Raw genomic sequence first — 25,177 nt, forward strand, 5'->3', positions numbered from 1 at the left:
GGCCAACTAAAATGGCGCGCTGGATGCAGGAGAGCCGCCAGTATATCTGTCGGACAATCCCCCGACATGTGAAAAACCCTTATGAATCAAGCGCTTGTTACAAAATACCCCATCACCGACCGTGTAAAGATGGGCCTCGCGACCACCCTGAGAGGCTGCGAAGAACTGATCCCGGAAAACGATTGGATACAAAAACTGGCCAAATCCGAGGCCACCGGGGTTCCGCTGCGCATCAAGCTGGGCCTGGATCCGACCGCGCCTGACATTCATGTCGGCCACACCGTGGTGCTGAACAAAATGCGTCAGCTCCAGGATTTGGGCCATACAGTCATTTTTCTTATAGGCGATTTCACCAGCCTGATCGGCGACCCTTCGGGCCGCAACAGCACGCGCCCGCCGCTCACGCCCGAGCAGATCAAGGCCAATGCCGAGACTTACTACCGCCAGGCCAGCCTGGTGCTGGATCCGGCCAAAACCGAAATCCGCTACAACAGCGAATGGAGCGAGCCGCTGGGCGCCACCGGCATGATCCAGCTGGCCTCGCGCTACACCGTGGCCCGCATGATGGAGCGCAACGACTTCCACGACCGCTTCAAGGCCGGCACGCCCATCAGCGTGCACGAGTTTTTGTACCCGCTGATGCAGGGCTACGACTCGGTGGCGCTCAAGAGCGACCTCGAGCTCGGCGGTACCGACCAGAAGTTCAACCTCCTGATGGGCCGCCACCTGCAGCAGGAATATGGCCAGGAGCCGCAGTGCATCCTGACCATGCCGCTGCTCGAGGGCCTGGACGGCATTGAAAAAATGTCCAAGAGCAAGAACAACTACATCGGCATCAGCGAGGACGCCAACACCATGTTCGCCAAGGTGCTGTCAATCTCCGACGTGCTGATGTGGAAGTGGTACACGCTGCTGTCCTTCAGGAGCGAAGCCGACATCGCGGCCCTGAAGGCCGAAGTGGAAGGCGGGCGCAACCCCAAGGACGCCAAGGTGGCGCTGGCCAAGGAAATCACCGCGCGCTTTCACTCGGCCGCCGCGGCCGACGCCGCCGAGCAGGACTTCATCAACCGCAGCAAGGGCGGCGTGCCCGACGAGATTCCCGAGGTGTCGCTGACCGGCGCGCCGATGGGCATAGGCGCGCTGCTCAAGGCTGCCGGCCTGGCACCTTCGGGCAGCGAAGCCACGCGCCTGATCGACGGCGGCGGCGTGCGCGTGGACTCCAGCGTGGTCAGCGACAAGGCGCTCAAGCTGGCGGCCGGCACCTATGTGCTGCAGGTCGGCAAGCGCAAGTTCGCGCGCGTGACGCTGGGTTAAGCCGCGCGCTCCTGATTTCTTAACGAACCTCGATGGTGACGCGCCGGTTGCGCGGCTCGTCGACCTCATCGGCCGTCGGCACGGCAAGCTCGCGCTCGCCCCGGCCCGCGGCTTCGATGCGGGCTGCCGGGAACTGGCGTTCGGCCAGCATCTGGCGCACCTGCTGCGCGCGCTGGGCCGAGAGGGCGTCGTTGCTGGCGCCCGAGCCCACGGTGTCAGTGTGGCCGGTGATCACCATGTCGCCGCCGCTGCGGGCCAGCGCCGCGGCCAGCACCTGCTCCAGCACCGCTTGCGATTCGGCCGTGAGCACCGTGCCGCCGGCATCGAAATACAGCGTGTAGCGCTGCGGCTTGGGCGGCGCCATCTCGAACAGCGAGCGGTGCTCGGCCTGCACCTTGGCCGGGTCGGCCTGGTCCAGCCGCGGCGCATCGCCGGCACCCGATGCCGCGGTGGCGCGCTGGTAGGGCTGGGACACGGTGGTCTCGGCGCCGGCACCGGCCCTGGCGCGCACCACCACGGCGGACGGCGCACCGCCTTCCTGCGGCAGCAGCACCACGCGGGTACTGGGGACCGAACAGGCCGCCAGCAGCCAGGCCAGCATGACGGGGACCAAAAGGCATGGACGGCAGCTCATGGCTGCTCGTCCGCCTGCACGATGAAGTCCGTCCCGCGCACGCCGACAAAAGCAAATTGCGTTTCGATGCGCACCGCTTCCGGGTGCGACTTGCCGAGCAGGCCGGTGATCATGCGCAGCGAGCCCTTGAGCAGCGAGGCCAGCAAATTGCCTTCATGGGTGGTGGCGTCAAAGCTGAAGGCCTTGAGCTCCATTTGTGAGGACGGCCCGAGCACCAGCGTGCTGCCGTCGCGCAGCACCAGGCTGGCGGCGGAGTCGGGGCCTGTCGTGATGCGCCCGCCGGGCAGCAGCGCATCGCCGGCCTGCGCCGCTCGCGTCGCGGCGCCTGGTGCTTCCTGCAACTGAACGCCGCCTTTGAGGGTCTTGAGGAAGCCGGCTTGCCGGGTGGCGGCTTCAACAGGGGCGGCCGGCGCGGCCGCAATGCCTGGGGCTTCGGGGACGGGAGGTGGGGTGTTGGTCGACGGGGCCTGCGCGTGCGCGCCGGCCGCAGCCAGCGCCAGCGCGGTGGCTGCGATCAGATGCGGATAGGACATTGTTGTTTTTACTCCGGCGGCTATTGTCGCATCGGCGACCGGAGCTTGCAGCGCGCAGGCGGCGCGGCCTGCCGCGCGGGTTCAGGGTGCCGGCGAGGCCAGCGGCTTGCCTTTTTCGACAACGTAAACGCCGACCAGTTTGATGGGCGCATTGGTGGTGTTGTGGGCATCGTGCACCACGCCGGCCGGAATGACGAAGGACTCGCCCGCCTTGACCTGGCGCGGCGGCTGGCCGTCGATCAGCAAGGTGGCCTCGCCTTCGAGCACATAGCTGATTTCATCGCCGGGATGGGTGTGGCGGCCGGCCTTGGCGCCGGGCGCCACGTCGACGCGGGCCACCACGGCCTCGCGCCCGGGCACGGACACGTCCGCCTTGCCGACAAGCGTGCGCGTCAGGCCCGAGGCCTGCGCGAACAGGGCGCCGGCCGACACGGCCAGCACGGTGCCCAGCACCAGGGCGACTTTGCGTTTCTGGAGTTTCATGGGTGTTTCCTCAGGAGCGGTTGATTGTGTTTGTGATCACGCGCAGCGATTGCGGCGCGCACCCATGCTAGCGGCCGCGCCGGGCGCCGGCCTTGGGAACAACCCTTGGCGCCATCACCGTCGTACACAATAGCGCCATGAACGCAACCACCTTCCAGGCCCTGACGCCGCAGCGCATGCTGCTGGCCTCGGTGGCCGTCGCGGTGCTCACCATCGCGCTGAAGACCACGGCCTGGTACATCACCGGCTCGGTGGGGCTGCTGTCGGATGCGATGGAGTCTTTCGTCAACCTGGCCAGCGCGCTGTTCGGCCTGGCCATGGTCACCATCGCGCAGCGGCCCGCCGACGACGACCACCCCTACGGCCACCACAAGGCCGAGTATTTTTCCTCCGGCTTTGAAGGCGCGCTGATCATAGGCGCGGCGGCGGCCATCATCTGGGCCGCGGCCCATCGCATCCTGAACCCGCAGCCGCTCGAAAAAATGGGCTGGGGCCTGGCGCTGGCGGTGGGCAGCTCGGCCCTCAACGGCCTGCTGGCCTGGGTCATGTTCCGCGTGGCCAGGGCGCACCGCTCGATCGCGCTGGAGGCCGACGCCAAACACCTGGTGACCGACGTCTGGACCTCGGCGGGCGTGGTGGTCGGCATAGGCGCGGTGATCGCGACGGGCTGGCTCTGGCTGGACGCCGTGGTGGCCATAGGGGTAGCCCTCAACATCCTGTGGGAAGGCTGCCAGCTGGTGTGGCGCTCCTCGCAAGGCCTGATGGACGAGGCCGTGGAGCCTGAGGTGATGGCCGAGATCCAGAAAGTGCTGCAAGACTTCGGCCATCCCACCATCCGCTTTGACCACCTCAGCACGCGCCGCGCCGGCCAGCGGCGCTTTGTCGACCTGCACATGCACATGCCGGCCAGCTGGTCGCTGGGGCGGGCCGCGGCGGTGCGCGCCAGCGTCGAGCAGGCCCTGATGAGCGCCGTGCCCGGCCTGCGCGCCAGCATCCAGCTGCTGCCCAGCGACGTGGAAGCCCACTTTGACGACGAGGCCGACCTCATCTGAAGGCCGACCTCTTTTTTCGATACTCCCCCGATAATTTCCCAGCCCTTTTTCGCCCAGGAGCTTCCATGAAACGCATCTTGCTTCCCGTCCAGGCCCTTGCCTCCACACTGTTGGCCTTCACGGCGCATGCGGCGGACATCGCGGTCCTCAGCGCCGGCGCCATCGAGCCGGGCCTGAAGGCCGCGGCCGCGGCGTTTGAAAAACAGACCGGCCACGGCGTGAAAATCAGCTTCAACACCGCGCCCGAGCTGAAAAAGCGCATGGAGTCCAACCCGGCTTTCGACGTGGTGATCGCGCCGCCCGCCGTGATCGGCGAATTCGCGTCGGCCAGCAAGCTGGCCGAAACACGCGCCAACGTCGGCCGTGTCGGCATGGGCGTGGCCGTGCGTGAAGGCGCGGCCGCGCCTGACATCAGCAGCGCCGAGGCGCTCAAGCGCTCGGTGCTGGCCGCCGACTCGCTGGTGTTCAACCGCGCCTCCACCGGCCTGTACCTTGAAGGCCTGCTCAAGAAGATGGACGTCTATGCGCAGGTAGAGGGCAAAACCACGCGCTACCCCGACGGCGCCGCCGTGATGGAACACGTCATCAAGGGCAAGGGCCAGGAAATCGGCTTCGGCGCGATCACCGAAATCCTGCTCTACCGGGGCAAGGGCCTGAAATTCGTCGGTCCGGTGCCGGCCGAGGTGCAGAACTACACCGCTTACACCGCCGCGCCGCTGGCCTCCGGCAAGCAGCAGGAACTGGCCCAGCAGTTCGTGAGTTTTCTCGCGGGGCCGGTGGGCAAGCCGCTGTTCGTCGCCGCCGGCGTGACCGACTGATGAAGGCGCTGCTGCAGCGTGTGGCCGAGGCCCGCGTGGTGATCGAGGGCGAGACCGCCGGGCAGATCGGGCCCGGGCTGCTGGTGCTGGTGTGCGCCGAGCGCGGCGATAGCGAAGCGCAGGCCGACAAGCTGCTGGCCAAGATACTCAAGCTGCGCATCTTTTCCGACGAGGCGGGCAAGATGAACCTGTCGGTGCAGGACGTCCAGGGCGGCCTGCTCGTCGTCAGCCAGTTCACGCTGGCCGCCGATACCTCGGGCGGCAACCGGCCCAGCTTCACCGGCGCGGCGGCGCCCGACGAAGGCCGCCGGCTCTACGACTATTTTGTGGCCCAGGCGCGAGCACTGCATCCGCAGGTGCAAACCGGGCGGTTTGCCGCCGACATGAAGGTGCATCTGGTCAATGACGGGCCGGTGACCATCCCGCTACGTATTGACCCGCCAGCCTGACCAGGACAGGCTGGGGTATAAATCGCAGATAAATGGGCGGCAAGCGCTTCCCCGCAGCCGGCCCAACACCGCAAATTCTTTAGGTTGCCCATGATCCGTTTTGTCGTTGCCACTCGTAGCAGTTTTGAAAATTTTTTCACCGATACGGCCACAGGCCGGACACTGGCTTTGTACTATCGCCTGGGCGGCATGCAAGTACGTGTGTTTGAAAAAAATACCGCCGGCCTTCCTTCGGTGTACAACCAGGCCATTGAAGAGTCGCGGGAAAAACCGGCACTGCTGGTTTTTTGCCATGACGACATATGTCTGAGCGACTTTTTCTGGGCCGACCGTCTGCGTGAAGGTATCCAGCACTATGACATCGTGGGCCTGGTTGGCAACCAGCGCCGCGTACCGCGCCAGCCGAGCTGGGCCTTTGTCGATGACCAGAACACCTGGGACGCCCCCGAAAACCTGAGCGGTGTGGTGGGCCACGGCAATAGCTTTCCGCCGCGCAAACTACACATCTTTGGCCCGTCGGGCGTACCTGTCAAGCTGCTGGACGGCATGCTGATGGCCTGTGACAGCGAGCTGTTGATCAAAAACAACCTGCGCTTTGACGAGCGCTTTGATTTCCATTTTTACGATCTCGATTTTTGCCGCCAGGCTGAACAACTGGGTCTCAGCATGGGCACCTGGCCGATTTCCGCGATGCACGAAAGCGCCGGCAACTATGGGCCCTCCTGGGAAGCTGCTTATGCGGTTTATCTGGAGAAATGGCAATCTTGAAGAGTTTCAGGCCTCAAGACCTGAAATTCAGCGATAGGGATTAGCGAATCCCAGATCCGCCAGGATGCGGACCTCTTCCGCCTCCATGGCTTCAGCGTCCTGCTCGCCGGTTTCATGGTCCCAGCCCTGGGCATGCAAGGTGCCGTGCACCAGCATATGGGCGTAGTGGGCCTGCAGCGTCTTTTTGTTGTCTTTGGCTTCCTGGGCCACCACGGGCGCGCACAGCACCAGGTCGGCAGTGACCACAGGCTCCTGCGTGTAGTCGAAGGTCAGCACATTGGTGGCGTAGTCGCGCCGGCGGTAGTCGCGGTTCAGCGCCCGGCCTTCCTCGGCATCGACGATGCGCACGGTGATCTCGCCGTCATGCGCGAGCGCGTGGCGTATCCAGCGGGCCACGCTGTGGCGCGGCAGGGCCGCGCGGTGGCGCGCGGCGTTCTGCAGGTCGCCAAACTGCAGCGACAGGCTGAGTTGCTTAAGAGCCATTGCGGCTCCTTGCGCTGGCGCGGCGGGCCGGCGCGGCGGCCGGTTCGGCGGCCTCCTCAACCGGTGCAACCAGGCTGGGGGATTTGTCATACGCGTCAACGATGCGCGCCACCAACGGGTGGCGTACCACGTCGGAACTGGTCAAGCGGGTAATGGCAATGCCCTTGACGCGCTTGAGCACGCGCTCGGCGTCCACCAGGCCGCTGAGCTGCGTGCGCGGCAAGTCCACCTGGCTCACGTCGCCCGTCACCACCGCTTTGCTGCCGAAGCCTATGCGTGTGAGGAACATCTTCATCTGCTCGGGCGTGGTGTTTTGCGCCTCGTCGAGAATGACAAAGGCGTGGTTCAGCGTGCGGCCGCGCATGAAGGCCAGCGGCGCGATCTCGATCTGCTGGCGCTCAAAAGCCTTTTGCACGCGCTCAAAACCCATCAGCTCGTGCAGCGCGTCGTACAGCGGGCGCAGGTAAGGGTCCACCTTCTGGCTCAGGTCGCCCGGCAAGAACCCCAGTCGCTCGCCGGCTTCAACCGCGGGACGCGTCAGCACGATGCGCTGCACGGTGCTGCGCTCCAGCGCATCGACCGCACAGGCCACGGCCAGGTAGGTCTTGCCGGTGCCGGCCGGTCCTATGCCGAAGGTGATGTCGTGCGTGGCGATGTTTTCCAGGTAGGTGCCCTGGTTGTTGGTGCGGGCGCGCAGGTCGGCGCGCCGGGTCGACAGCGTGATGCCGCCGTCGGGCGCGGTGCTCAGGGCCGTGTCGCCGGCCAGCATCAGCTGCACGGTTTCGGGTTCTATGGGCCGCTGGGCGATTTCGTACAGGGCCTGCAGCACTTCCAGGGCCAAGGTCGCCTTGACCTTGGTGCCGTCGATCTTGAACTGCTCAAAGCGGTGCGCGATCGTGACGTCCAGCGCCGCCTCTATGGTGCGGATATGGCTGTCCATGGGCCCGCACAAATGGCCCATGCGGGTGTTGTTGGGCGGCGTGAAGGTGTGGCGAAGGATCAAGGGCGGGCTTTCCGGGAGGGTTGCACCTAGCCTGGCCGGCTGGATACAGGCAGATGGGTGATTGTCTCTCCAATATCAAGGCCGCGGGGCCCGCCGGGTTTGCCCCCCGGACGGGCGGCGCGGGGCTGCCTTTACGGCACCCACCAATAGCGCAGCGCGTGGAAGTAGATGGGCGCCGCGAACACCACCGAATCCAGCCTGTCCAGCATGCCGCCATGGCCTTCGATCATGGTGCCCCAGTCTTTCACGCCGCGGTCGCGTTTGATGGCCGACATCACCAGGCCGCCGAAAAATCCCATCATGCAGATGGTGAGCGCCATCAGCGCCGCCTGCCCGGGGTTAAAAGGCGTCGTCCAGTAAAGCGCCGCCCCCAGGGCGGTGGCGCTGGCAACACCTCCGACCAGGCCCTCCCAGGTTTTTGACGGCGACAGCTCGGGCGCCACCTTGCGCTTGCCGAAAAGTTTGCCCCAGACGTACTGCAGCACGTCGCTGCCCTGGACCACGATCACCAGAAAGGCGATCAGGAGCAGGTTGCGCCCTTCAAACCCCGGGATTTGCAGCGTGAGCAGCGCCGGCACATGGCTGATGCAGAACACGCAGACCATCAGGCCCCACTGCACTTTCGAGGTGCGTTCCAGAAAACGCTTGGTGTCGCCACCCACCGCGGCAAGAATGGGCAGCACCAGGAAGGCATAGACCGGGATGAAGATGGAGTACAGCCCGTACCAGTCGATCCAGATCAGGAAGTACTGCACGGGCAGCGCGATGAAGAACGCGACCGCGATCGCATGGTGGTCGCCGCGCCGCGTGTAGGCCAGGCTCATGAATTCGCGCAGCGCGTAGAAGGAGATCAGGTAGAACAGCACGATCACGCCGTTCCTGCCGCAGGCGAAAGACAGGCCGATGACACCTATCATCACCCACCAGGCGTTCACGCGCGAGTTGAGGTTGTCGATCACCGGGTGCGGCTGGCCGCGCGCGACGCGCCACTTGAGCAGCGCGCCTATGCCGGAAGCCAGCAGCAGCACGCCGAAGACACCGCCGAAAAGCATCAGCGTGGTTTGGGTAGAGGGGGAGATGTTCATGGCGCCGCGTCCTCCGCCCGGTCGTATTCCGGCCGCAGGTCCAGCATGGCCTTGCGCGCACGCGCGATAAAGGTATTTTTATCCTCACCCTCGGCGAGCGCTATGGGCGCGCCGTAGCGCACGGTGCAAGCCAGCGGAATGGGCACCAGGGTGCCCTTGGGCAGCACGCGCTTCAAGTTTTCTATCCAGACCGGCACCAGCCGCACCTGCGGGCAGGCGCGCGTCAGGTGGTAGAGCCCGCTTTTGAGCGGCAGCAGCACATCGTCACCGGTGTTGCGCGTGCCTTCGGGAAACATGATCAGCGAGTCCCCGGCGAGCAGCGCTTCGGTCATCTGCCCGACGGGGTCGGAGCCGGGCTGGCCGGCGGCGCCATCGCGCCGGATCATCAGCGCGTTGAACACGTCATTGCCGATAAAGCGCCGCAGCGACGAGGCCTCCCAGTAATCCTGGCCCGCCACCGGCCGCGTGATGGCGCGCAGGTCCGCCGGAAGCGTGGCCCACAGCAGCACGAAGTCGCCATGGCTGGTGTGGTTGGCAAAATAAAGCGTCTGTTCAGCCTTGGGCGTCGTGCCGCTCCAGATGCCGCGCACGCCGGTCAGCAGCCGGGCAGCCAGCACAATCAGCCAGGCGGATGCGGCCGCTGCCAGGCCCAGGCCGCTTTGAGGGGATCTACTCATGAAAACAAGTCCTTTCAAAGGAGATGCGCGTTCAGCGCAGGTCCTGCGTCAGCAACGCCAGCAGGAACAGGCCGCTCTGGCAGGCCACGGCGATGCCGTGGCTTCGCAGCAGCCGGCGCGCGCCCGCCACACGGCTCTCCAGCGCACGCGGCTGGCCGGTGGCCGGGCGCAAGCCCAGCCGTTGCAGCGCGCCGTCCAGATCGCCCAGCGAGGCAACGGCGCCGCCGGCCAGGTCTTTGAACAAACCCGCGTCGAAATGCAGGCGGAAAGCGAAATAACGTTCCAGCACGCCGGCCATGGCCACAGCGCCAAAGGCCAGCGCGGACAGCATGGGCAGGGAGCGCCCGGTGAGGGCCAGAACGGCGATCGCCACCACGCTCAGGGCCAGCCCCCATGCGGCCGGCACGCGGGCGGCCTGCAGCAGCCTGGCCGTGGCGGCGCAAAGGGCGCGGTCGATATCGTTCATGGCGCCCTCCGGCGGGTGGCGTGGTCGAGTGCCTGCTGCCATGCCGCGCCCAGCACGATTTGCGGCCGCGCCTGGCGCACCAAGCCTTCGGCCTGGACCAGGCTTGCGGCCGTGCCGTGCAGGCGCAGCCAGGTGATGACCGCGGCGGCGCTGCGCGAGAACCCGAGCGCGCAGCACACCCACACCGCCTTGCCGGTGCGGCGCTGGCCGTCTATCACGCCGGCCGCGCGTCGCAGGGCCGGCGGCGCCGGCACAGCCAGGTCCAGCAAGGGCACGCAGCGCGCGCCCTCCACGAGCGGCAGCTGCAATTCGGCGCTGAGGCTGACCAGCCGGGGCCGCCCCGCGGCCTCCCATTCGGCGAGGGTCGGAATGCGCCCCAAGCGCAAGCCCGGCGCGACCTCGACCGATGCCGGCAGCCGGCGCGTCCACAGCCGCGCATTGACCGCGGCGCCCAGCCGGTAGGGCGCCAGCAGCCAGCGCGCGGCCCAGCGCATGCGCCCGCGCCTGTCCATCTGGAAGCCGCGTGCGCCCAGGCCCGCATAGTTCAATGCCACCAGCGCCAGCGACGTGGCCGGCCAGGTGAGCCACAAGCCCATGCCGCCAAGGGCAAGCGCCGCAGCCAGGAAAGCCAGCGCCCCCACGGCATAAAGCCCCACCAGCTTCCAGCGCCGCCCCTCGCGCGCCAGGCGCCAGCCCTGCGGCACCGACGCCACCCGTTCAAGCGGCCACAGCCACACGCAGACCAGCCCGAGCAGCGCGCCGGTCGGAATGTCGATGAAATGGTGCTGCCAGGTCGTGAGCACCGACGCGCAGATCGCAAAGGCCCACAGGTGCAGCACGGCGCGCGCCCAGGCAGCAGTTATCAGGCGGCGGTACCAGTCCCACAGGATGACGGCCAGCGCAATGTGCAGCGAAGGGGCCTGGTTAAAAGGCTGGTCGAAACTGCGCAGCGCATTGAACAGAAAGGCCGGCGCGCCGCTGACCTCCGGCTGGCCGAAGCTGAAACGCAGCGGCCACAACACAAAACAGGCCACCGCCAGGCAGGTCGCGGTCAGCAGCCGCGCGCCGTGCCGGTCCAGGGTGTGGCGATCGCGCGCCAGGAACGGCGACAGCGCGTAAAAGACGTTGATCGTCCAGTAGGGAAAAATGGTCCACGGCCAGAACGGCAGCGAGCGCTCCCAGTCGAAGGCCAGCGTCGGCACCACCGCGCGGGAGGCGGCCCACCAGTTGGCAAAACCGTAGGCGGCGTAAAACAGCGGCCCCAGCAGCGCCAGCCACGCGGCCGCGCGCTTCCAGGGCCGTCGCGCGAACCAGCTTGTCATGCGCCGCGACGTACCGCGAGGGAAACCGTGAAGATGCCCCATTCGTCGATGCGCTGGGCGATCTTGCGAAAACCCGCCTCTTCCACCAGCTGGTCCATCTCGGCCTGGGTGCGGCGGCGCATGACCCAGGCTTCGCCCTGGCGGTGGCTGGTGAGCGCGCGCGCGATCATTTCCAGCTGCGGATGCCAGGGCTGGCCCGTGTAGACCAGGTAACCCCCCTCTTGCACCGCGTCGCCGACACCGGCGAGCGAGCGGCGCACCATGGCGTTGTCGGGAAAGAGCTCATAAAGCCCGGAAACCACCGCCAGCGTCGGCCGCGGCACGACGCCCGCCAGGCTGTCGCGGTCGAAGGCGTCGGCCTGCACGAACTGCGCGACGCCGGCAAGTCCTTTTTCCGCGATCAGGGCGCGGCCGTCGCGCACGTTGATGTCGCTGTAATCGCGCAGCAGGATGGAAGCCGGCTTTACCGGGCTGGACAACACGGCATCCAGCACATAACGGCCGTGGCCTGCGGCGATGTCCATCAGCCGCACCTCGCGGTGCTGCGCGGCCAGGCGCTCCATGGCCTCGCGCAGCAACTCCTCGACATGAATCTTGCGCTGGCGGATGCCGCGCCAGCCTATTGAATTGAGGTAGGTCTTGTCGATGTTGCGGCCCAGCGGGCCCGCGCCTTCGGGCTGGTTGCGGTAGACATAGTCCAGCGTGCTGCCGGAATCAAAACCCGTGTCATGGCCCAGCTTGACGCCGCGCGAAAGCAGGCCGCCCAGACGCAGGCCGGCGCGGGTCAGTGCCCAGTAAGCGCCGCGCGGCGACAAGGGTGAGAGCGGCTCTGCCAGCGCGCGCGATTCGTCGGCCGTTTCACCGCGCAGGTGGGCTTCGCGCAGGTCGACAGCCGGTGTGGGGGCGCCAAAGCGCTCCAGGATGAAGCTGCGTATGCCCAGCACCGCCGGTGCGCGGTCCTTTTCGCCGAGCGTGTCGTGAAAAAACCCGGGCAACTCGGTCCTGGTCTTCACAGCGCTGCCCAGGCGCTCGAAGAAGCGGTGCTGGGGCTTGTGGTGCACGACCCAGTCGGCGCCGGAGATCAGCAGCTGCACCGGCTGCGTGATGGCGTTGGCGTCCGCCACGATGCGGTCCGAGGTGGCGTACAGGTCCAGCAGGATGTTGACCGCGATGGGGCGCGAAATCAGGGGGTCGCTTTCGTAGCTCGCGATGCGCGCGGGATCGTGCGTGAGGAACTTCGCCTTGACGTAGCTGTTGACAAAAAACAGGCCGCGCAGCTTGTGCATCAATGCCAGCCCGGCGCGCGCGAAAGGCACGTACAGCTTGACCTTGAAAGCCGGCGAAGCCAGCGTCAGGCCGCGAACCTTGGGCGCGTAATCGTGCGCCCAGGTCGCGATCAGCACCGCCCCCACGCTTTGGGCGATGACGTGGATATCGCGCTCCGGCACGCCGTGCGCCTCGCCGATGTGGTCGATAAAGGTCTGCACGTCGCGCACCGAGGTCGCGAAGCTGGGGCTGTAGCCGCGCTGGCCCGGTGAGCGGCCGTGGCCGCGCGCATCCCAGGCGAAAAAGTCGAAATCGGGCAGATTGAGTTCATCCACCAGGTGCGCCATGCGCGCCCCATGCTCGTGGCCGCGGTGGAACAGCACAACGGCGCCGCGCCTCGGGCCTTGCATGGCGGGCCAGTGCCGGTAAAACAGGGATTGCCCGTCGTACGTGCTGAAGTGGCGTTCGTCGGGGGTGCGGGAAATGCTCATTCAGTCCTTGGAGGTGTTGTGGGTGTGAATTGCAGGCGCCTTGGCCTCGGCCACGGCCAGGCGCGCCCGGTTGACGATGGTCCATGCGATGAGGGCCGCAAGCAGCGGCATCAGCCAGGCGGCCCATGCGGGCAAGGGCCAGCCCGCCGCGACATACAGCGCCAGCGCGCCGAAGACAAAAGCCCGGTCGCTTTTGCCAAGGGGACCGTCATAGCGGCGCGATGCGCCTATGGTGGGCCCGAGCGCACCCGCAAATTCGCTGAGGCCGGCCAGCACGATCACCGCGCCAAGCCAGAAAGGACTGAAGGGCGCCACCAGGGAAAAAGGCAGGTACAGCGCGGCATCCGACACCACGTCGGTCAGTTCGTTGAGAAAAGCGCCCAGGGGGCTTTGCTGGCCGTGCTCGCGCGCCAGCATGCCGTCAATGGCATTGAAGCCCATGCGCACAAGCATCCACAGGGCAATCAGGGCGAAAGCGGCTGCTGAAGGCTGCGCGAAGAACAGCCACAGGCCCAGGGCCGTTGAGATCACGCAAGCGGCCAGCGTGACCTGGTTCGCCGTCACGCCCAAGGCGTACAGCCGGCCCACCAGCGGCCTGAGCAGGGCCTGGAAACGCGGCTTCAATCGATAGATCGACATTTCTTTTGACTCCCCCTCTTTCGTCGGATTCTATAGAGGGCCGCGTTTTCACGGGAATCCTGAAATTCCGGCCCGATCCTGGGCCCTCTGCCTTCGCCTACTCGCTGGTGAAGCGCCGCCTGGTACGGCGCCAGGCTCGACTGATAAGATTTGCCCATGATTGGAAGACTCTCAGGCCAGCTGGCCGAAAAAAATCCCCCGGAAATCCTGGTGGACTGCAACGGCGTCGGCTATGAGGTGCTGGTGCCCATGAGCACCTTCTACAACCTGCCCGGCCTGGGCGAAAAAGTCAGCCTGCTGACGCACTTCGTGGTGCGCGAAGACGCGCAAATCCTCTACGGTTTCGGCAGCGCCACCGAGCGCGCGGCCTTTCGCCAGCTCATCAAGATTTCCGGCGTGGGCCCGCGCACCGCACTCAGCGTGCTCAGCGGCATGAGCGTCGAGGAACTCTCGCAGGCGGTGACCCAGCAGGAGGCCGGCCGCATCATCAAGGTGCCCGGCATCGGCAAAAAAACCGCCGAACGCCTGCTGCTCGAATTGAAAGGCAAGCTGGGCGCCGACATCGGCGTGCAGGTCAGCGTCGCCAACGACGCCCAGTCCGACATCCTGCAGGCCCTGGTGGCGCTGGGCTACAGCGACCGTGACGCGGCGCTGGCGCTCAAAGCCCTGCCTAAGGACATAGGCGTAAGCGACGGCATCAAGCTGGCGCTGAAGGCATTGGCGAAATGATGCGGTTCTTGTCGACTCTTGGTTCGACGTTGCTGGCAGCGAATTTGTTTTTATCGTCGACCGGGGTTTTTGCTCAATCGCCCGATGGCATCCTTCTTCGTGAAATTGCCTCCTGTCAGGTGCTTCTTGGTGGATACACCTCACCGCCTGAGGCAGAGCATGAACAACCTTGCAGACAGCCTGCAATCAACCAGTTGTTGATTCGAAGGTTTGGCGATCAAACCTATGGCGTATCTCTGGAATACACGGACTATTCGCGGTCTTGGGCGCGACTTCTGGAATGTGGCTTTACCGGCATGGGTGTTCGAAAAGGTTCAGCAATCGTTGTATCCCCGGTGGAAGGGGAAAGCGCAAAAGCGCCGCCGGGCAAGGCATGTCAAATATTGGTAAAGACAATGCCCCCACTTGACGCCAAAAATGAAGCCTATACGCTGGAAATTGGTCCTGATTGCAGTACTGTTTGCAGTCACCCCGAGGATATCAATTCAGTTTCGATAGAGTCGCGCAAAGGAAAACCGTTCTCGCCATCCTTCGATTGTCGAAAAGCATCTACGCTCGTTGAAAAATCCATATGCCTGGATTGGAACTTGTCGGAGCTTGATTTCAAGGTGGCTGAACTTTGGTACGAGAAATATGGGGCGGGAGAAGACATTCCAGGCGAGGCCAGGTCGACCCATGCTAAATGGCTGTTGAGCAGAAACCAATGCCGGTCCGACGTCTCCTGCATTCGAGAGAAGTATCAGCAAAGAGTTAAAGCGTTATGCAATGCGTTAAGTCGAAAAATTGACAAGAGCGGCTCTTGCCCAATTTAAAACCATGAGCATTCAAACTGACGACTTCTCCCCCGGCGACTTCCCGCCCGCCAAGCGCGTGATGTCCGCCGCGCCGGCCTCGCCCGGCGAGGAGGCCATTGAACGCGCCCTGCGCCCCAAGCTGTTTGACGAGTACGTGGGCCAGACCAAGGTGCGCGACCAGCTCGAAATCTTCATAGGCGCGGCCAAGAAGCGCCAGGAAGCGCTGGACCACGTATTGCTGTTCGGCCCGCCCGGCCTGGGCAAGACCACGCTGTCCCACATCATCGCGCACGAGCTCGGCGTGAACCTGCGGCAGACCTCGGGCCCGGTGCTTGAAAAACCCAAGGACCTCGCGGCGCTGCTGACCAACCTCGAAAAAAACGACGTCCTGTTCATCGACGAAATCCACCGCCTGAGCCCGGTGGTGGAGGAAATCCTCTATCCCGCGCTCGAGGACTACCAGATCGACATCATGATCGGCGAAGGCCCGGCGGCGCGCAGCATCAAGCTGGACCTGCAGCCCTTCACCCTGGTGGGCGCCACCACGCGCGCCGGCATGCTGACCAACCCGCTGCGCGACCGCTTCGGCATCGTCGCGCGGCTGGAGTTTTACACGCCCGACGAACTGGCCCGCATCGTGCGGCGCAGCGCCAAGCTGCTCAACGCCCCCATCGACGAGGACGGCGGCTTTGAGATCGCCCGCCGCTCGCGCGGCACGCCGCGTATCGCCAACCGCCTGCTGCGCCGCGTGCGCGACTATGCCGACGTCAAGGGCAGCGGCCACATATCGCTGGACATCGCCAACAAGGCGCTGGCCATGCTGGACGTGGACCCGCAGGGTTTTGACGTGATGGACAGAAAACTGCTCGAAGCCGTGATCCACCGCTTCGACGGCGGGCCTGTGGGCCTGGACAACATCGCCGCCAGCATAGGCGAGGAGCGCGACACGATTGAAGACGTGATCGAGCCCTATTTGATCCAGCAGGGCTATCTGCAGCGCACACCGCGCGGGCGCATCGCCACGCTGGCCGCCTACCGCCACCTGGGCGTGGCGCCACCGGCCAGCGGCAACGACATGTTTAACGCCTGAACATGGGGCGGTGGGTGGCCTTGTCGGCGGCGGCGGACCCCAAGGCGGCCTGGACGAAGGCCAGCGTCCAGCAGCGCTTCTTCAATTCAACGGGGCTGGGCGTGACAGTGGCGGTCCTGCTGGCCTATGCCTTGAGCGGCGTGGTGTTCGGCTACCTGCCGGTGTTTGTGCTGGAGGGCTTCGCCATGCTGCGGGGAGCGGCCGCATGGCTGGGCGCGGTCGGGACCACTCTCCTGGCACTGGGATGGGCTACGCACCTGGTGCAGCGCCACTGGTCGAGCGCCTCGGCGGCCGCCTGCAAGACGTTTCGCCATGTCTGCTACGTTGCCGTGGCCACCTGCTTGTGCCTCATTGTCCTGGCGGAGGTGTCCGGCGGCGCCCTCGCCAGGCTGCGATGGAGCGGGCTGGCGCCCACGTCCGAATGGCTGTTCGCGCCCCTGCCCTGGATATGGCAACAACTGCTGCCGCTGGGATCGCCCAAGGTGACGGGAAAGCTTTTTTTCGCGGGTGGCGTAAGTCTTGCGCTGGTATTTTTCTTCCTCAAAATCGAGTGGCGAAGGGCCTTTATATTTTTCCTTGGCGTGGTCGCCTGCATTGCGGGGTTTTACTTTCTGGGCGATGCCGCGCTTGACTACAGCGCGGCACGTGGCCTGCCCGGCGCGTCACCGGACTATGCCAAAGAGCTGAAAACCAATCCGGGCCACTACAACGCCTGGAATTTTTTGTCCTGGCTGGGGGCGCTTGCCTGCCTGGCCTATGGAGTACTCATGGTGTCTACATCCCTGGTCATCCACGAACATGACACTGAAGCAATGGCCGCGAGATCATGACGCAACGGTTTAACTTCAGGCTTTTTTCTGCATTTGCGGGCCGGATGTCTGCCGTCCCCCTGGGCCTGACCTGCATGCTGGCGGCTTGCGCGGCCACCGGCAACCCGCCCACGCCGCGCACACCCAACCCGGTCGTGCCGCTGGCGGCCAGTTCCAGCCTGCCGGAATTCCCCGAGCTGTTCAAGCAAATGGGCAAGCTCTACGCCGACCACCCGCAGGCACCGAAGATGCAGGACGGCGACGGCATGGGGCAGAAGATTTCCATCGCGCGCGTGCGCAAGCCCGGCGCGCTGGACGCGCTGCAGGCGTATCGCGCGCAGGGTATTCACGGCCGCGTTGTAGTAATCGCGCTGCTGGATGCCGAAGGCAAGCTGCTCGATGCGCGCGTGCTGTCGTCCACGCATGCCGAGCTCAATGAGGCGGTGCTGCAGTCGGCGCGCGAGGCCGAGTACCGCGGCGGGCGCATCAACGGCGCGGCTGCGCCCATGTATGCCGTTTACGGCGTGAACTTCTAGCGCCCGGCGGGCGGCTCAGGTCAGCGCGCCGCGCGCGTCGACCCGGAAGATGCGCTGCACGGTGCCGCTGCGCAGGCCGCCCGTCACGCCAATCATGAAGTCGTGCAGGTTCACGGTCGGGTCGCAGTGCCCCGGGATCAGCCACAGCATGCGGCCCAGGCCGGGCAGGCGCTTGCTCTCGCCGGCGGGCCGCAGGATCCCGTGCTCGTCGCCGCCGTTGAAAAACTCAAGCTCGCTTTCGGTGTCGAAGGCATGCACCAGCGGCAGGCCTGAATCGATCGCATGGCTCTTGTGGCCGGCGTCGCACACCGCGTGGCCGCCGTGCGTGCTGATGACCTGGGTCTTGATGAAAAGCGCGTGCTCGAACTGCGGCTGGGCCGGGTCGCGCTCGTTTTTGGCGTAGTCGGCGTCCATGAACATGAAGGAGCCGGCCTGCAGCTCGCCGTAGACGCCGCTGGCCGCCTCCAGCATCAGGCTGCCGGTGCCGGCGCCGGTCACCAGGTCCACCGTGATGCCCTGGGCCTCGACCAGCTTGCGCGTGAGCACCACGGCCTCGACGGCCTTGGCGATGGCGTCGCGCCTTTCATGGGCGCTGCGCATGTGCTGGGCCTTGCCATGGTAGGCCTGCAGGCCGGCAAAACGCAGGGCCGGGTGCTTGCGGATTTCCAGCACCAGCGTGACGGCGGCGGCGCCGGGCTCGACACCGCAGCGGCCCTGGCCGACGTCGATTTCGACAAACACGTCGATCACGGTGGCCACGCCGGTGGCGCTGCGCGCCTCGGTCATGGCCTGCGCCAGCCGGATCACGCCCTCGGTGCTGTCGACCGCGATGGCCAGGTGGCCTCCCTGGGCCGCGAGTTTTTGCGCGAGCGCGGCCACGCGCGCCAGCTTGGCCGGGGCGATGACTTCATTGCTGATGTAGATGTCGGTGACGCCGCCGGCCGCCATGATTTCGGCCTCGGAGGTCTTCTGCACGCAGACGCCGACCGCGCCGGCGCGCACCTGCATCTTGGCCAGCGAGGCGCTTTTGTGCAGCTTGGCATGCGGGCGCCAGCGGACGTTGTGTTTTTTCGCGAATTCGGCCATGCGCGCGAGATTGCGTTTCATCGCGTCCATGTCGATGACCAGGGCGGGAGTGTCGATATCGTTGACCGGCTTGCCTATCAGTTCGGCCAGGCGGGAAGGCATGGTACTCATGAGGTGCGTCTTATCTCTTCTGGTATTTGTGATGGCGCACCCAGCGGGTCTGGCGAGCCGCCGGAAATTGCGCTGTCGTCCAGTGTGCCATCGTCCAGGTGCTGGGTGTCGGCCCAGCCGACGAGCGTAAAGCCTTCGGGCGTCCAAAGGAGGCGGTTGATGGCCGCATTGCCGAGTTCCCAGGTGCGCGGCGCCTGGATGTCCAGCCGCGTCGCGGCGCGGTAGAGCACGTCCATCACGCCGCCGTGGCCGACCAGCGCGATCAGCTCGCCCGGATGCGCGGCCGCCAGGCGTTCGGCCGTGGCGACCACGCGGCTGCGCAGGGCGATCAGCGATTCACCGCCGGCCGGCGCGAATTCGGGATCGCGCTTGCGCCAGCGCATGGACTGGTCGGGCAGCAAGGCCTCGATCTCCGCGAAAGTCTTGCCTTCGAAATCGCCAAAGCCGCGCTCGCGCAGGCCTTCCTCGCGCGTCACTTCAATGCACTGGACGCGGGCCAGGTACTGCGCGGTTTCCCATGCGCGGGTCAGGTCGCTCGCGTAGATGGCGCTGATGGGCTCGTCGGCCAGCGCCCGCGCCATGCGCTCGGCCTGCCTGCGACCGGTTTCGTTGAGCGGGATGTCCAGGTGGCCCTGGATGCGGGTATCGACGTTCCAGGTGGTCTCGCCATGGCGAATGGCAATGATGCGCGTTGGTTCCATACTCACCTGGGTATTTCCACGTTGATGCGGCGTGTGCCGGCGGGCGGTTGCGGGAAACCGCGCAGGGCCGAGTCCAGCATGGCGGGCAGCACGGCCAGCGTGTCGCCCCAGACGCCGTCGTGCAGGGCGCGTGTTTCAAAGCTGACCTGGTTGGTGCGCAAATCGCGCATCACGATGCTCAGCTCGCGCTTGAAATAAGGCGGCTCGGCAATCCCGCCGCCAATCGGAAACGACAGGCCGACCGAGGCGCCGCGGCTGCCGCCGCCCACAAACACGCCGCTTCCGAAGCCAAAGCCACCGTAGGGGCTGTAGCCATAAGGCCCGCGGTCGATGATCTGGGTGTTGGCCGTGATTTGCACGCTGTAGCGCGCGGCGGGCGGGTTGAGCTCCATCCCCACTTTGGCCAGGGCGGTGCGCGCCAGGCCTTCCACATGGTCCTGCTGGCTGCCCGCGGCCTGCTGCGAGGGCAGGCGTTCAAAACGATAAGGCGTGGCCGGCGCGGGGGGCGGGCCGTTCCAGTTGTAGAAGGCGGTGACGTCGCTGTCGACCACGCGCACGGTGGAGCAGCCCGCCATCAGCAAGGCCATGGCGGCGACGGAAAGAATCACTGCGAATGCGCGTTTCATAAGCTCCCCGGAGTCAGCTGTTGAAGAAAGGCTTCCTCAGCGCGAAGTGATGTCCACGACGGACAGCCCCGGCAGCGCCGGCTCGCGGAACTCCTCGGGGTCGAAGGCCTTGTCGCCGTCGGCATCGGCCACGCCAGTGGCCTTGATGGCCTTGAAGTCGTGGCGTTTGTTGTCCATCAGGTGCGAGGGCACGATGTTCTGCAGCGAGGCGAACATGTTCTCGAGCCGGCCGGGGAATTTTTTCTCCCATTCGCGCAGCATGTTGCCGACCTGCTTGCGCTGCAGGTTTTCCTGGCTGCCGCACAGCGTGCACGGGATGATCGGAAATTCGCGCACCTGGGCCCAGCGCGTGAGGTCTTTTTCGGTGACGTAGGCCATGGGGCGTATCACCACGTTCTTGCCGTCGTCGCTGACCAGCTTGGGCGGCATGCCCTTGAGCTTGGCCGCGAAGAACATGTTGAGGAAAAAAGTCTGCAGCATGTCGTCGCGGTGGTGGCCCAGCGCGACCTTGGTGCAACCGAGCTCGCCGGCCACGCGGTACAGGATGCCGCGGCGCAGGCGCGAGCACAGCGAACACAGCGTCTTGCCTTCGGGGATCACGCGCTTGACGATGCTGTAGGTGTCCTGGTTTTCGATGTGGAAGGGCACACCCAGCTTGCTCAGATACTCGGGCAGCACATGCTCGGGGAAACCGGGCTGCTTCTGGTCGAGGTTGACGGCCACCAGCTCGAAGTTGATGGGCGCGCGCTTTTGCAGCTTGAGCAGGATGTCGAGCATGGCATAGCTGTCCTTGCCGCCCGAAACGCAGACCATGACCTTGTCGCCCTCTTCAATCATGTTGAAGTCGACAATCGCGCGGCCGACTTCGCGGCACAGGCGTTTTTCGAGCTTGTGGTCTTCCCGCTCTATCTTCATGCTGTTTTGCACGCGCGCCGAGCTTTCCTGCTGCTCGTACTGCGCCACGGCTTCTTCCCAGACTGCGCTCATATCATTCGCTCCCATAGCTTCACCACTGCCCCGTCTCGATGCGAATGGCCACTTCGCAGTCGTCAAAAATTTCAAGTTTCGCGATCTTCACGCGCACGCCCAGCACGCCGGGCAGCTGCATCAACCGGTGCGCCAGCTTGCCGATTAGGCTTTCCAGCAGGTTCATGTGCTCGGCCGTGCACTCGCTGATGATGATCTGGCGCACCTTGCGGTAGTCCAGCACATGGTGGATGTCGTCGTCGTGCGGCAGCAGCGGCTGCGTGCCCAGGTTCAGCTCGGCATCGACCTGGATGGGCTGCGGCGCGGTTTTTTCATGGTCCAGAATGCCCAGGTTGGCGTCAAAACGCAAGCCGCTGAGGTTCAGGGTCTGGGTTCCGCGGGTGTTGTACATGGCGCCAGTCTGTGGTGTGTGGGTGGGGGCAAGCGGCGGTTGCGGCTTACATCAGCGAAAAATCGCGCTCGAACTTCATCAGGTGCTGGCCGCCGTCCACCAGCAGCGTGGTGCCGGTGATGGAGCGGTTTTCCAGCGCAAATTTGACCGTGGCCGCGACGTCGGCGGGCGTGGAGGAACGGCCCAGCGGCGACAGCTTGTGCCGGGCCTGGAACTGCTCGTCGCTCAGCAAATGGCTGGTCAGTGTCAGGCCTGGCGCCACGCCGACAACGCGCACCCGGGGCGCGAGCGCCAGCGCCAGCATGGTGCCGGCCGCTTCGAGCGCGGCTTTGGAGAGGGTGTAGCTGAAAAAATCGGGGTTCTGGTTCCACAGCTTCTGGTCCAGCAGGTTGACCACGACGCCTTGGGCGCCCTGCTCACCTTCCGCGCCCTCGCCACGCGCCACGATGTGGGCGTGCAGCGCCTGCGCCAGCAGCACGGCGGCGCCGGTGTTGCTGTGCAGGTGCTTGTCCAGGGCCGCAAAACCGAAGCTGGCGGCACTGTCCTCCTCAAAGGTGGAGGCGTTGTTGACCACCGCATCGACCCGGCCCATGCGCGCCACCACGGCCGGCAGCAGGCCGCGCACCGCGGCCTCGTCGCCCAGCTCGGCCTGGAAAGCCGCCGAGACGCCCGCCAGCCTGGCGCAGTCGGCAACGGTTGCCATGGCCTCGGCTTCGGAGGCGCGGTAATGCACCGCCACCTGCCAGCCGCCGGCCGCCAGCGCCAGCGCGATCTCGCGCCCCAGCCGCCGCGAGGCGCCGGTCACGAGGACCACGGGTGGGGAGGACGGAGTTGGGTTCATGGGCGGGCGTTGAGGCTCAAAAAGGGGGCAAAAAAGGTGGCGGGGCGCGGGCTGAAGAGGCCGTGGGGATCGCCGACAATGGCGGGTGGTGACCCCATGACCCCGACGACCGATACCCCCATTTTAACGACCGGCCTTGCTGCCCACATTGCCAAGGCCATTGAGGCCGCTGGCGGTTGGCTGGGTTTTGACGAATTCATGGCCCTGGCCCTCTACACCCCAGGCCTGGGTTATTACGCCAACGATTCACGCAAATTCGGCCTGATGCCGGGCGCCGGCAGCGATTTTGTCACCGCGCCCGAGCTCTCGCCGCGTTTTGGCCAGGCCCTGGCGCGCCAGGCGGCCCAGGCGCTTGAGGCCACCGGCACGGCCGAGGTCTGGGAATTCGGCGCGGGCTCGGGGGCGCTGGCGCAGCAGGTGCTGCAGGCGCTGGGGCCCAAGCTGGAGCGCTACACCATCGTGGATCTTTCGGGCAGCCTGCAGGCGCGCCAGCGCGAACGGCTGGCCGCCTATGGCGACAAGGTGCAGTGGGCGGCGGAACTGCCGCCCAGGATGCGCGGCGTGGTGCTGGGCAACGAGGTGCTGGACGCCATGCCGGTCAAGCTGCTGGCGCGCCTGCAGGGTGTCTGGCATGAACGCGGCGTGGTGCTGCACGGGGGCGGCTTTGCCTATGCCGACCAGCGCACGGACTTGCGGCCGCCTTTCGACGTGGAAGGTGCGCATGACTACCTCACCGAGATCCATCCCCAGGCAGAGGGTTTTGTCGCCACCCTGGCCGATCGGCTGGAGGCCGGCGCAGTTTTCCTGCTCGACTACGGCTTTCCGGAGCACGAGTACTACCATCCGCAGCGCAGCATGGGCACGGTGATGTGCCATCGCGGCCACCTGGCGGACGCCGATGCGCTGGCCGATGTGGGCGGCAAGGACATCACAGCGCATGTCAACTTCACCGGCATCGCGCTGGCCGGCCAGGAGGCCGGGCTGCAAGTGCTGGGCTACACCAGCCAGGGGCGCTTTTTGCTGAACTGCGGCCTGGTCGACGGCATGGAGGGCGCGCCGCTGGAGCAGCGCGCCATGGTGCAAAAACTGGTCGCCGAGCACGAGATGGGCGAGTTGTTCAAGGTGATCGCCTTTGGGGCCAAAGGCCGTCCGGTCTGGGAGCCTATGGGCTTTGCCGCCGGCGACCGCATGCATACGCTCTAAACTGGCCACCATGATCCGCTGGTTTATCGTCATCTTCCTGGCCCTGATGCTGATCAGCTGGTTCAGCCCGCTGCTGCAGAAGCTGGGTTTCGGCAAGCTGCCCGGGGATTTGCGTTTTCGCCTGTTCGGGCGCGAATGGTTCATCCCGCTGACCACCACCATCCTGCTGAGTTTTATCGCCAGCCTGCTTGCCAAAATTCTTTAAGGAAAACATCTCGCCATGAAAGCCTGCGTCGACCTGGGAGGTACCAAGATCGCGGTCAGCCTGATAGAAGCCGGGCAGGAGCTCAGCCTGGCCCAGGCCTCCCGGGTCCTGCAGTCCCGCCGCGTGGAGCCCACCGAAAAATCCGGCCCGACGGACGCCGTGGCACGCCAGGTGCTGCGCATGCTGGGCCAGGCCTGCGAGGCCGCCGGCATCGCCGAGCAGGACATCACGGCCGTCGGCGTGTCGTCCTGCGGCCCTTTTGTGATGGCGGGCGGCATGCTGGAGATCTCCAATCCCAATATCTGCGGCGGCATGGCCGGCCCGGCGCGCGGCCTGCCCAACGACTGGGTCAGCGTGCCGCTGGAAGCCCCGTTGCGGGCCCGTTTTGGCGAAAAACTCCAACTGGAGAACGACGGTGTGGGCGCCCTGCAGGCCGAGCGCCGCTGGGGTGCGCTACAGGGTTACAGCCACTGCGCCTACGTGACCTGGAGCACCGGCATAGGCTTCGGCCTCTGCGTGGACGGCCGCATCCTGCGCGGCAAACACGGCAACGCCGGCCACGCGGGCCACACCTTTGTCAGCGACCACAGCGACGCGCTGTGCGGCTGCGGCAACAGGGGTGACCTCGAAGGCGTGGTCGCCGGCAACGCGATCGCAAGGCGCTTCGCCGGCGCGGGCTATCCCGGCGCCTCCGCGCTTTTTAGCGCCGCACAGTCCGGCGACGCGGCCGCCCAGGCCATCGTCGACGAACTGTGCCGCGTCATGGGACGCGGCCTCTACAACATGGTCGCCACCCTGGACCTGGAACGCATCAGCCTGGGCGGCGGCGTATTCTGGAACCACCGCGAGTACCTGCTGCCCCGCCTGAGCGCAGAGATCCACGGCAAGCTGCCCGCGTTGACGGATGCGTTTGAGCTGGTGGAGGCGGGTTTGGGGGAGAGGGTTGGGGATTTTGGGGCTTTGGCGCTAGTTAGTTGAGTTGGCCGGGTCTTGCTCCGGCCTTGCGCGCTCTTCCTCCTCACCCTCCTCCTTCCTCTTCTTGGTTCAGCTGGCCGGGTCTCGCCCCGGCGGGCGAGGCACTTTTCTTTGCTTCGCCAAAGAAAAGTACCCAAAAGAAAGGCGACCCGCAGTCTGGGTCCCTCCGCTTCGCTACGGGCAACCTGCGGTGCTCGAGCCAAGCGGGGTCCGGCTAAACTCGCTTCGCTCAGACAACGCCGGCCCTGATCCGCTTGTCTCTGCGCTCCTCGGCCCAGCCAGGACGGGGCAATCGGGAGCGGGGACAGAAGACAAATACCAAAGAAAAAATCAATCCCACAAGGACTCGCCATGGCGAGTCCTTGTGGTTTTCGGTATTGGTATTTTTTTCCCCACCCCCTTGTGTATGCGCCGAGGAGCGGAGGGCCAGACGGATAAGGGCTGGCGTTGTCTGAGCGAAGCGCAGCGTAGCGAGTTTAGCCAGACCCCGGCTGGACCGAGCACCGCAGGTTGCCCGTAGCGAAGCGAAGGGACGCAGACACCAGGGTCGCCCTTTCTTTTGCTTACTTTTCTTTTGGCGAAGCAAAAGAAAAGTGAGTTGCCGCCGGGC

General features: G+C 65.6%; 30 protein-coding genes. 13 read left to right on the plus strand and 17 right to left on the minus strand.

All coding sequences use genetic code 11. The annotated features are described in order from the left end of the window. The first annotated feature begins 81 nt into the window (after positions 1-81). Complete coding sequence (tyrS, locus tag ACEN9P_RS07895) at positions 82-1,314, plus strand: tyrosine--tRNA ligase (RefSeq protein WP_477662384.1); 1,233 nt, start codon at positions 82-84, stop codon at positions 1,312-1,314. Positions 1,315-1,333: 19 nt separating this feature from the next. Here tyrS and ACEN9P_RS07900 read toward each other — a convergent pair whose 3' ends face one another. From ACEN9P_RS07900 to ACEN9P_RS07910, 3 genes are all read right to left on the minus strand, one after another. Beyond that, a complete protein-coding gene (locus ACEN9P_RS07900) occupies positions 1,334-1,948 on the minus strand; it encodes an OmpA family protein (RefSeq protein WP_495621628.1) in 615 nt (204 codons plus the stop codon). Further along, positions 1,945-2,481: a FecR family protein gene (locus ACEN9P_RS07905; RefSeq protein WP_477662386.1), complete on the minus strand. Its 537-nt coding sequence runs from the start codon at positions 2,479-2,481 to the stop codon at positions 1,945-1,947. Before ACEN9P_RS07905 ends, ACEN9P_RS07900 begins: the two co-directional genes overlap by 4 nt. A gap of 81 nt (positions 2,482-2,562) precedes the next feature. After that, positions 2,563-2,964, minus strand: a complete 402-nt coding sequence (locus ACEN9P_RS07910; protein WP_477662387.1) for a cupin domain-containing protein — start codon at positions 2,962-2,964, stop codon at positions 2,563-2,565. 137 nt (positions 2,965-3,101) lie between these two features. Between ACEN9P_RS07910 and ACEN9P_RS07915 the strand changes: the two genes are divergently transcribed. The 4 genes from ACEN9P_RS07915 (at position 3,102) to ACEN9P_RS07930 (ending at position 6,051) form a co-directional block, all read left to right on the plus strand. Beyond that, entirely contained in the window at positions 3,102-4,016 is a 915-nt protein-coding gene (locus ACEN9P_RS07915; RefSeq protein WP_495621629.1) for a cation diffusion facilitator family transporter, read from the plus strand. A gap of 65 nt (positions 4,017-4,081) precedes the next feature. After that, a complete protein-coding gene (locus ACEN9P_RS07920) occupies positions 4,082-4,834 on the plus strand; it encodes a molybdate ABC transporter substrate-binding protein (RefSeq protein ID WP_495621630.1) in 753 nt (250 codons plus the stop codon). After that, the gene (gene dtd / locus ACEN9P_RS07925) at positions 4,834-5,283 is read left to right on the plus strand and encodes a D-aminoacyl-tRNA deacylase (protein ID WP_495621631.1); all 450 of its coding nucleotides are present in this window, start codon (positions 4,834-4,836) and stop codon (positions 5,281-5,283) included. Before ACEN9P_RS07920 ends, dtd begins: the two co-directional genes overlap by 1 nt. A gap of 90 nt (positions 5,284-5,373) precedes the next feature. Then, complete coding sequence (locus ACEN9P_RS07930) at positions 5,374-6,051, plus strand: glycosyltransferase (RefSeq protein WP_495621632.1); 678 nt, start codon at positions 5,374-5,376, stop codon at positions 6,049-6,051. Between the two features lie 27 nt (positions 6,052-6,078). Here the strand turns inward: ACEN9P_RS07930 and ybeY are convergent, their stop codons facing one another. The 8 genes from ybeY to ACEN9P_RS07970 all read right to left on the minus strand — a co-directional run bounded on the left by ybeY (position 6,079) and on the right by ACEN9P_RS07970 (position 13,483). Beyond that, positions 6,079-6,534 (minus strand): rRNA maturation RNase YbeY, encoded by a 456-nt coding sequence (ybeY, locus tag ACEN9P_RS07935; protein ID WP_495621633.1) that lies wholly within the window; start codon positions 6,532-6,534, stop codon positions 6,079-6,081. Further along, on the minus strand, positions 6,524-7,537 hold the full coding sequence (locus ACEN9P_RS07940; protein WP_495621634.1) for a PhoH family protein: 1,014 nt from the start codon (positions 7,535-7,537) through the stop codon (positions 6,524-6,526). The genes ybeY and ACEN9P_RS07940 overlap by 11 nt, the downstream gene beginning before the upstream one ends. Positions 7,538-7,668: 131 nt before the next feature. After that, the gene (locus tag ACEN9P_RS07945) at positions 7,669-8,622 is read right to left on the minus strand and encodes a phosphatidate cytidylyltransferase (protein WP_477662393.1); all 954 of its coding nucleotides are present in this window, start codon (positions 8,620-8,622) and stop codon (positions 7,669-7,671) included. Beyond that, positions 8,619-9,299 carry a lysophospholipid acyltransferase family protein gene (locus tag ACEN9P_RS07950; protein ID WP_477662394.1) on the minus strand — a complete coding sequence of 227 codons (681 nt, stop codon included), beginning with the start codon at positions 9,297-9,299 and terminating at the stop codon, positions 8,619-8,621. The genes ACEN9P_RS07945 and ACEN9P_RS07950 overlap by 4 nt, the downstream gene beginning before the upstream one ends. Before the next feature lie 31 nt (positions 9,300-9,330). After that, a complete protein-coding gene (locus ACEN9P_RS07955; RefSeq protein WP_477662395.1) occupies positions 9,331-9,765 on the minus strand; it encodes a hypothetical protein in 435 nt (144 codons plus the stop codon). After that, positions 9,762-11,087 (minus strand): phosphatase PAP2/dual specificity phosphatase family protein, encoded by a 1,326-nt coding sequence (locus ACEN9P_RS07960; RefSeq protein WP_495621635.1) that lies wholly within the window; start codon positions 11,085-11,087, stop codon positions 9,762-9,764. The genes ACEN9P_RS07955 and ACEN9P_RS07960 overlap by 4 nt, the downstream gene beginning before the upstream one ends. Continuing rightward, complete coding sequence (locus tag ACEN9P_RS07965; RefSeq protein ID WP_495621636.1) at positions 11,084-12,844, minus strand: bifunctional alpha/beta hydrolase/class I SAM-dependent methyltransferase; 1,761 nt, start codon at positions 12,842-12,844, stop codon at positions 11,084-11,086. Before ACEN9P_RS07965 ends, ACEN9P_RS07960 begins: the two co-directional genes overlap by 4 nt. After that, complete coding sequence (locus tag ACEN9P_RS07970) at positions 12,845-13,483, minus strand: CDP-alcohol phosphatidyltransferase family protein (protein ID WP_495621637.1); 639 nt, start codon at positions 13,481-13,483, stop codon at positions 12,845-12,847. It lies immediately after the preceding gene. Between the two features lie 156 nt (positions 13,484-13,639). Between ACEN9P_RS07970 and ruvA the strand changes: the two genes are divergently transcribed. The 5 genes from ruvA to ACEN9P_RS07995 are packed head-to-tail and all read left to right on the plus strand — an operon-like array spanning position 13,640 to position 17,441. Further along, positions 13,640-14,212, plus strand: a complete 573-nt coding sequence (gene ruvA / locus ACEN9P_RS07975) for a Holliday junction branch migration protein RuvA (RefSeq protein ID WP_007867616.1) — start codon at positions 13,640-13,642, stop codon at positions 14,210-14,212. Beyond that, a complete protein-coding gene (locus ACEN9P_RS07980; RefSeq protein ID WP_495621638.1) occupies positions 14,209-15,024 on the plus strand; it encodes a lysozyme inhibitor LprI family protein in 816 nt (271 codons plus the stop codon). Before ruvA ends, ACEN9P_RS07980 begins: the two co-directional genes overlap by 4 nt. Positions 15,025-15,028: 4 nt before the next feature. After that, entirely contained in the window at positions 15,029-16,096 is a 1,068-nt protein-coding gene (ruvB, locus tag ACEN9P_RS07985) for a Holliday junction branch migration DNA helicase RuvB (protein ID WP_477662400.1), read from the plus strand. 2 nt (positions 16,097-16,098) lie between these two features. Further along, entirely contained in the window at positions 16,099-16,926 is an 828-nt protein-coding gene (locus ACEN9P_RS07990; RefSeq protein ID WP_495621639.1) for a hypothetical protein, read from the plus strand. Between the two features lie 44 nt (positions 16,927-16,970). Next, positions 16,971-17,441, plus strand: coding sequence for an energy transducer TonB family protein (locus ACEN9P_RS07995; RefSeq protein ID WP_495621640.1), 471 nt, complete (start codon positions 16,971-16,973; stop codon positions 17,439-17,441). A gap of 15 nt (positions 17,442-17,456) precedes the next feature. Here ACEN9P_RS07995 and ACEN9P_RS08000 read toward each other — a convergent pair whose 3' ends face one another. Genes ACEN9P_RS08000 through ACEN9P_RS08025 form a run of 6 tightly spaced genes read right to left on the minus strand, consistent with a single transcriptional unit; the run spans position 17,457 to position 22,184 of the window. Then, on the minus strand, positions 17,457-18,638 hold the full coding sequence (locus ACEN9P_RS08000; RefSeq protein ID WP_477662403.1) for a DSD1 family PLP-dependent enzyme: 1,182 nt from the start codon (positions 18,636-18,638) through the stop codon (positions 17,457-17,459). After that, a complete protein-coding gene (locus tag ACEN9P_RS08005) occupies positions 18,635-19,339 on the minus strand; it encodes a histidine phosphatase family protein (RefSeq protein WP_495622150.1) in 705 nt (234 codons plus the stop codon). Before ACEN9P_RS08005 ends, ACEN9P_RS08000 begins: the two co-directional genes overlap by 4 nt. A 2-nt stretch (positions 19,340-19,341) precedes the next feature. Then, the gene (locus tag ACEN9P_RS08010; protein WP_477712599.1) at positions 19,342-19,965 is read right to left on the minus strand and encodes a DUF4136 domain-containing protein; all 624 of its coding nucleotides are present in this window, start codon (positions 19,963-19,965) and stop codon (positions 19,342-19,344) included. Between the two features lie 36 nt (positions 19,966-20,001). Then, positions 20,002-20,952, minus strand: coding sequence for a tRNA 2-thiocytidine(32) synthetase TtcA (gene ttcA / locus ACEN9P_RS08015; protein WP_495621641.1), 951 nt, complete (start codon positions 20,950-20,952; stop codon positions 20,002-20,004). Between the two features lie 19 nt (positions 20,953-20,971). Beyond that, on the minus strand, positions 20,972-21,343 hold the full coding sequence (locus tag ACEN9P_RS08020; protein WP_007867594.1) for a dihydroneopterin aldolase: 372 nt from the start codon (positions 21,341-21,343) through the stop codon (positions 20,972-20,974). Positions 21,344-21,389: 46 nt separating this feature from the next. Continuing rightward, positions 21,390-22,184: an SDR family oxidoreductase gene (locus tag ACEN9P_RS08025; protein WP_495621642.1), complete on the minus strand. Its 795-nt coding sequence runs from the start codon at positions 22,182-22,184 to the stop codon at positions 21,390-21,392. Between the two features lie 96 nt (positions 22,185-22,280). Here ACEN9P_RS08025 and ACEN9P_RS08030 point away from each other — a divergent pair, with 96 nt between their 5' ends. From ACEN9P_RS08030 to ACEN9P_RS08040, 3 genes are read left to right on the plus strand one after another with little or no spacing between them, the layout of a single operon-like run. Next, positions 22,281-23,387 carry a class I SAM-dependent methyltransferase gene (locus ACEN9P_RS08030; protein ID WP_477662407.1) on the plus strand — a complete coding sequence of 369 codons (1,107 nt, stop codon included), beginning with the start codon at positions 22,281-22,283 and terminating at the stop codon, positions 23,385-23,387. Between the two features lie 10 nt (positions 23,388-23,397). Beyond that, a complete protein-coding gene (locus ACEN9P_RS08035) occupies positions 23,398-23,592 on the plus strand; it encodes a DUF2905 domain-containing protein (RefSeq protein ID WP_477662408.1) in 195 nt (64 codons plus the stop codon). 15 nt (positions 23,593-23,607) lie between these two features. Then, positions 23,608-24,570: an ROK family protein gene (locus ACEN9P_RS08040; protein WP_495621643.1), complete on the plus strand. Its 963-nt coding sequence runs from the start codon at positions 23,608-23,610 to the stop codon at positions 24,568-24,570. The last annotated feature ends 607 nt before the right edge of the window (positions 24,571-25,177 follow it).

It is taken from the genome of Polaromonas sp. Polasp52 (assembly GCF_059491565.1).